This is a genomic window from Cellulomonas gelida (genome assembly GCF_006538725.1).
In the GTDB taxonomy this organism is placed as follows: Bacteria; Actinomycetota; Actinomycetes; order Actinomycetales; family Cellulomonadaceae; genus Cellulomonas; species Cellulomonas gelida.
In genome coordinates this window covers 1-4,121 of the sequence record NZ_BJLQ01000074.1, presented here as the reverse complement: position 1 = coordinate 4,121, position 4,121 = coordinate 1, and the positions used below count along the sequence as shown (strand labels likewise).

At 70.4% G+C, this 4,121-nt stretch carries 5 protein-coding genes; all 5 read right to left on the bottom strand.

Going from position 1 to position 4,121, the window contains the following annotated elements:
- Positions 1-639 (bottom strand): endo-1,4-beta-xylanase (locus CGE01nite_RS16585; RefSeq protein WP_141371761.1); only part of this gene is annotated, 639 nt, incomplete at its 3' end.
- Between the two features lie 294 nt (positions 640-933).
- Positions 934-1,356, bottom strand: coding sequence for a DUF3237 family protein (locus CGE01nite_RS16580; RefSeq protein ID WP_141371760.1), 423 nt, complete (start codon positions 1,354-1,356; stop codon positions 934-936).
- Positions 1,353-2,261: an alpha/beta hydrolase gene (locus tag CGE01nite_RS16575; RefSeq protein WP_141371759.1), complete on the bottom strand. Its 909-nt coding sequence runs from the start codon at positions 2,259-2,261 to the stop codon at positions 1,353-1,355. The genes CGE01nite_RS16580 and CGE01nite_RS16575 overlap by 4 nt, the downstream gene beginning before the upstream one ends.
- A gap of 40 nt (positions 2,262-2,301) precedes the next feature.
- Positions 2,302-3,192, bottom strand: a complete 891-nt coding sequence (locus CGE01nite_RS16570) for a carbohydrate ABC transporter permease (RefSeq protein WP_048341940.1) — start codon at positions 3,190-3,192, stop codon at positions 2,302-2,304.
- Positions 3,192-4,121, bottom strand: a 930-nt coding sequence (locus CGE01nite_RS16565) for a carbohydrate ABC transporter permease (protein WP_255318535.1), incomplete at its 5' end; no start/stop codon positions are given. The genes CGE01nite_RS16565 and CGE01nite_RS16570, both read right to left, overlap by 1 nt.

Genomic DNA, 4,121 nt, shown 5'->3' with positions numbered 1-4,121 from the left:
GTCGGTGTTGTAGTCGTTGTAGCAGAGCTTGGCGCCCGGGTCGGCGGCGCGCGCGGCGCGGAACGCGGCCTCGATCCAGTCGTTGCCGGTGCGCTGCAGGTTGGAGTCGCGGCGCGCGCCGGACGAGCCGTCGGCGAACGCCTCGTTCACGACGTCCCACGCGTAGATCTTGCCCTTGTAGTGGGTCGCGACCTGCGTGACGTGGTTGAGCATCGCGTTGCGCAGCGACGTGCCGGACATGTTCTGCATCCAGCCCGGCTGCTGCGAGTGCCAGGCGAGCGCGTGGCCGCGGACCTGCTTGCCGTTGTTGCGCGCCCAGTTGACGATCTGGTCGCCGCTGGAGTAGTTGAACTGGTTCTGGTTCGGCTCCGTGGCGTCCATCTTCATCTCGTTCTCGGCCGTGATCATGTTGAACTCACGGTTCGCGATACCCGAGTAGGTGCCGTCGTTGAGCCGGCTCGCGGCGATCGCCGTGCCGAAGTAGCGGCCGGTCTCCTTCGCGGCGGCCTGCAGCGTGCTGCCGGCGGCCTGCGCCGGGATGGCAAGCGTGACAGCGATCGCGGCCGCGGCGAATCCGCCGACGACTGCCACCATGCGGCGGCTGTCCGTACGACGGTGGCGGTGACGTGGGGTCGTCATCGATCCCTCCTTGATCGTGGGTGTACGCCGGTCAGCATTGCCCGGCACGTCACCTTTCGCCCGGTCCGGGAGACCCGTCAAGACCCGGGCGAGGGCTGATAGTTTCGGACCCGGTTCCGAAGCGTTTTGTCACACTTTAGAGTGACATTCATCGGTGTAGAACGTCACTCGAAGGTAGGATGCTCCCGACTTGAGCCCTGTCTGCGCACTGTCCGGATTCTTCCGGTTCCGCAACTATCGGGCAGGCGGCGCAGTGATTCGGAACCGCTCCCGGCGGCTCGCGGCGCAGCGCGCTCAGGCCTGGACGTCGACCCGGTGCACCTCGAGCACGACGCGGTGCTCCTCGAGCACCGGGACGAGCGCACCCACGAACACCCCCGTGCGCAGCCACACCGGCCCGCCGTCGCCCACGTCGAACCGGGGAGAGGTGAGGATCGGCAGCTGCGCGTCCGGCTCGTGCGTCGCGGTGTTGGTCACGACGACCACCGAGCCGTCCGCCAGCCGGAGCTCGTACCGCGCCCACAGCTCGACCGAGCCGTCGGCGTGCTCGAGGTTCCAGTCCGCGCCGCCGGGCAGCACCTCGCCGTCGAGGCCGTCGCGCACGGTGCCGCCGACCAATGGGATCACGCGGCGTCGTCCGGTCGGCGTCAGGCCCACGTCGCGGACCTCGCCCAGGAGCGCCTCGATGGTGAGCACGTGCGTGCCCGTCAGCCTCACGGTGCTCCCTCGTCGACCAGCACGCGCCGCACGAACCGCGCCATCTGCTGCCACGCCGCGAGCGCGTGCTCCTGCGGCCCCTGGTGGGTGAACGCGTGGCCGCAGCCCGGGAACGCGGTGTGCTCGGTCGCGACGCCCGCGGCCCGCAGCCGCGCCGCGAAGAGGTCGCCGTCGTCCCGCAGGAAGTCCAGCTCGGCCGTGAGCACGAGCGTCGGCGGCAGGCCGCTCAGGTCGGCCGCGAGCACGGGCGAGGCGAGCTCGTCCGTGCCCTGCGCGGGGTCCGGCAGGTACCACGCGTTGAAGCGCGCACCGATCTCGGCGAACTCCGTCGTGCCGGGGTCCGCGCGCATCGCGTCCGTGAGCTTGGTGCCCGGCGGCGAGGCCAGGTCGAGGGGCGCGTAGTCGACGACGAGCCCGCGCAGCGCGGGCCGGCCCGACCGGCGGGCCAGGAGCGCGCACGCCGCGGCGAGGTTCCCGCCCGCGCTGTGCCCGCCGACCGCGAGGCGCGAGCCGTCCAGCCCGTGCTCGGCGCCGAACGCCTCGAGCCAGACGAGCAGGTCGTACACCTGGTGCACCGCCGCGGGGTACGGGTGCTCGGGCGCCAGGACGTAGTCGACGTTGATCACCGCGCAGCCGGAGACGTCCGCGAGCAGCCGGCAGTACGGGTCGTCGTCGCGCCAGTCACCCAGGACGAACCCGCCGCCGTGCAGGTTCACGAACACGGCGGGGACCTCGGGGCCGTCCTGCGGCCGGTAGACCATGAGGTCGCGCACGGGCGCCTGCCCCCCCGCGTCGATGACCTGGAACGTCTCCCTGGGCAGATCCGGGAGGGCGCGCGGCACCGTCAGGGCGTGCCGCGCCGCCTCCACCCGGAATGCGCGCGCGTCGTCGAGCACGTCCGTCACGACTTCCCCGGCCTCCCGTCACCGCGTCCGACCAGCCCACTCACCCCTTCACCGCGCCCGTCAGGCCGCCGACGATGCGGCGCTCGAACAGGCTGAAGAAGACGAGCGCGGGCAGCATCGCGAGCGAGGTGAACGCGAGCACCTTAGCGGTGTCGACCGAGTACTCCGACGCGAACGCCTGCACCCCCAGCGGCAGGGTGAACGAGTCGGAGTCGTTGAGGATGAACAGCGGCAGCAGGTAGCTGTTCCAGCTGCCGATGAACGCCAGGATGCCCACCGTGATCACGCCGGGCAGCGAGAGCGGCAGCACCATGCGCCAGAAGAAGCCGAGCCGGCTGCACCCGTCGATCGCCGCCGCCTCCTGCAGCTCGGCGGGGATCGCCCGCAGGAACGGGACCAGGATGATGATGGTCGTCGGGAGCGCGAACCCGATCTGCGGCAGGATCACGCCCGACAGGTCGTTCATGAGCCCGAGCGTGCGGACCAGGATGTACAGCGGCGTGATGGCCACCGTCATGGGGAACATCAGCCCGGCCGCGAACAGCGCGTAGAGCGCACCCCGCCCGACGAACCGGTACCGCGCGATCGCGAAGCTCGCCATGAGCCCCAGCACGACGACGCCGATCGTGGTCGCCCCCGCCGCGATGGCCGAGTTGAGCACCTGACGCCAGAACACGCTGCCCGTCAGGACGTCGACGTAGTTGCCCGCCTGCCACGGGTCCGGCCAGCCGGACGGGTTCGTCGTGATCTGCGAGTTCGTCCGGAAGCCGCCGATGACGACGTACGCGACGGGCGCGAGCATGACGAGGATGAGGAGCACCGCGACCACGTAGACGCCGGGGCTCCCCCAGCGCAGGTCCCGCTGGTTGCGAGTGGTCTGCGGCGCCTCGTCGGGGACCACCGGCGGCACTGCGACGGTCGGGACGGCCATCAGCGCGCACCTCCTGTGATCGCACCCTCGGTGTCCCGGCGCAGGACGAACCGCTGGTAGACGAGGGCGACGACGAGCGAGATCAGGAACAGCACCACGGCGACCGCGTTGCCGTAGCCGTAGCTGCCGGCGTTGCGGCCGAAGGACACCATGTACGTCGCCATCGTCGACGTGCCCGCGGTGGAGGCGACGTACTGCCCCCAGATGATGTAGACGAGGTCGAACAGCTGCAGCGCGCCGATGATCGACAGGAAGGCCCAGATCCGCAGCGTCGGGGCGAGCAGCGGCAGCGTGATGCTGCGCTGCACCTGCCAGTACGACGCGCCGTCGATCGCGGCCGCCTCGTTGAGCTCCTGGGGGATCCCTTGCAGACCCGCGAGGAAGAGGATCACCGCGAACCCGATGTACTTCCAGGTGATGATCCCCATCAGGGTCCAGATCGCGATGTCCGGGTCGGAGATCCAGTCGTTCGCGAGCCCCCCGAGGCCGATGCGCTCCAGCAGGTCGTTGAGCGCGCCGGTGCTCTGCAGGATCAGGCTCCACCCCGTGCCGACGACGACCTCGGAGATCACGTACGGCACGAAGATCAGGACCCGGATCACCGACTGCCCGCGCATCCGGCGGTTGAGCAGGAGCGCGATGAGGACCGCCGCGGGTCCCTGCAGGATCAGCGAGAACACGACGATGAACGCGTTGTGGCGCACCGCGTCGTGGAACAGCGGGTCCTGCAGGATCGTCTCGTAGTTCTTCAGGCCGACGAAGTCGGTCGGCGGCCCGTAGCCCTCCCAGCTGAAGAAGCCGTAGTAGGCGGCCATCAGCACGGGGAAGATCACGAAGGACAGGAAGACCAGGAGCGCCGGTCCCGCCAGGATCGCGATCTCCAGCCGCTCGCCCCAGCCGACGCGACGCCTGCCGCGGCGCGGCGGGGG